Origin of the sequence: Yersinia sp. 2542 StPb PI, assembly GCF_048593855.1 — a bacterium.
GTDB lineage: Bacteria > Pseudomonadota > Gammaproteobacteria > Enterobacterales > Enterobacteriaceae > Yersinia > Yersinia enterocolitica_E.
Genome location: NZ_JAZGQA010000341.1, coordinates 1 through 2,146, shown reverse-complemented (window position 1 = coordinate 2,146; position 2,146 = coordinate 1). Strand labels below are relative to the sequence as shown.

The following is a 2,146-nucleotide window of genomic DNA, read 5'->3' as shown; positions in this document are numbered from 1 at the left end:
ATTCCTTCTGGAGTCTAAAACTTTCGAATGGCCGTTATTAACGGTCCGTAAAGATAAAATGTAGGTCAATGGGATCAAATGCAAATTTTGGGGATTTAAAACGCAGGCTAATGCGAGAGACTCAGGGAGACTGTTGCAGAACAGTAGCCCGCCTGCGGCGGGAGCTAAATCTCTGTTAGAAAGTGACTTTCTCAGCCATCGTAGCTCGCTATACTCCCGTGTATGCACATACCTCGTCCGGAAAAACTCCTCTTCCAGATTGATGATGGCTGGGGCCAGTTACTCGCTAAACACGGCCATGCAGTCCCCGAATGGACCAAACTGGTCGTCGAGCGGATGCTCGCCTGCGGGACCGAGGCCATGGGAGTTCGCCGGTATTGATGCGCTTCTGCCCACTGTTCTCACACCAAATACTTCTGCCAAAGTTGTAAAAGCAAAGGCTGCAGCGCCTGTGGCATGAAAGCCACCGAGCAATGGATTGCTGAGCAACAGTACATCCTGCCCGACTGCGAATGGCAGCACATCATCTTCACCATGCCCGATAAACTCTGGCCCGCCTTTGCCAACAACTGGCACCTGCTCAATAAACTCTTCGCTTGTGCCGCCAATACACTGCTGAAATGGGCCAAAAAGCTCGGTATCTAAATAGGCTTGTTTGTAGCCCTGCATACCTACGGCCGCCAGCTCAATCAGCATCCGCACATTCATCTGTCCGTCACTCGTGGAGGTTTGTGCCTAAAACACGGCATCTGGCGGCCGGTTTACTTCAAAAAGAAAATCGTTGAGCGCTATTGGCGTCAGGTCGTCATCGCCCTGTTGCGGGAAAACTACGCCTCGCTCAATTTACCTGCCGCCGGCTATCCGCATATTCGGGACTATCGGGAATGGTGCCAGTTTCTTGAGACGCAGTTTCAGCGTCGCTGGAAAATCCACTTTGCTAAAAAGACCCAACATGCCCGGCAAAACGTCAATTACCTCGGCCGCTATCTGAAACGGCCGCCGATCGCAGCCTCAAAACTGCGTCTTTACACCGAAGGAGTCGTTGTTCATCATTACTATGACCACCGGACTCAGCAACATCGCACGCAACGACTCAGCCAGGAGGAGATGCTATGGCGCTATATCAGCCATATCCCGTCACGCCATTTTAAAATGGTGAGGTATTACGGTTTCCTGGTCAATCGGAAACGGGGTGAGTTATTGCCTAAAGTCTATACCACACTGGGGATTAAAATGAAGAAAAAACCACAGAAACCGGGCTTTGCGTCACTGATGAAACAATTTACCAATGTGGATCCTTACCAGTGTGTGTTGCGTGGCAGTCGGATGGTTTTTAACAGTGGGGAGGCCGGTATCCGGGCAAAGAATTATTGGCCAGACGTCAGTTGGAGTTCCAAACAGAGCGATGGTTAAGACAGGCAGCATAGGGAAGATCTGTCTAAAATTTAGATTGGGTATCAAAAGCGCTGTCGTTTCACTCAATTGTAAACCATATGTTGCCATAGTTGATGAAATCAACTGCCGGACCGCACTATTTTGTCTCTAACTTAAGAGCAATAAATGGATCCAACTTCCTAACCATGAACGTTGACCCTAACGGGCTATTTGCAACAGTGCCCCTTAATGCGACAGAACCGGCGCAGGCTTCATACTTTACACATAGGCCTCGCTGATAACGCTACAGTCTGGCTAGTACATAATCCGAGAAAACCGAAACTGTTATCTAATATATAGGTCAGAATTTTAATGAAGACTTACAATCAATTGAGCCCCTTCGTAGGAGCTCACAAAAGATTAAGTGAATTCTAAAGTCATTTCTCGCAGATATAATCCTGAGTTACTGTCGTTTGCAAACAATTGTACTTCCCCATAGTCTTGCAAATAGATTTCTCAGTACCCGATTTCAATGCACTCTTATATCCCCAAAATTTGCAACGCTCTGTGGCCACTGTTAAGCCTTGGGAGTCTGAACTTTGTCCGTTTTCAAACTGGCCTTGTTCATAAGAAATCTGAACAATCCCATCAGACTTTCCACCTCCAGTTGCTTCCCATTGTTTAGGCGTAGCACACCCGGATAGGGTTATAATCCCGAGAATGAGAGCTACCATTGGAATTTGCATAGTGACTACCTTCCTTGTATTTGTAC

General features: G+C 47.7%; 1 protein-coding gene and 1 pseudogene. One reads left to right on the top strand and one right to left on the bottom strand.

The annotated features are described in order from the left end of the window. The first annotated feature begins 222 nt into the window (after positions 1–222). Positions 223–1,427, top strand: a pseudogene (locus V1952_RS21405) (IS91 family transposase). 384 nt (positions 1,428–1,811) lie between these two features. Here the strand turns inward: V1952_RS21405 and yecR are convergent. Further along, on the bottom strand, positions 1,812–2,146 hold a 335-nt coding region (yecR, locus tag V1952_RS21400), incomplete at its 5' end, for a YecR family lipoprotein (protein ID WP_420075508.1).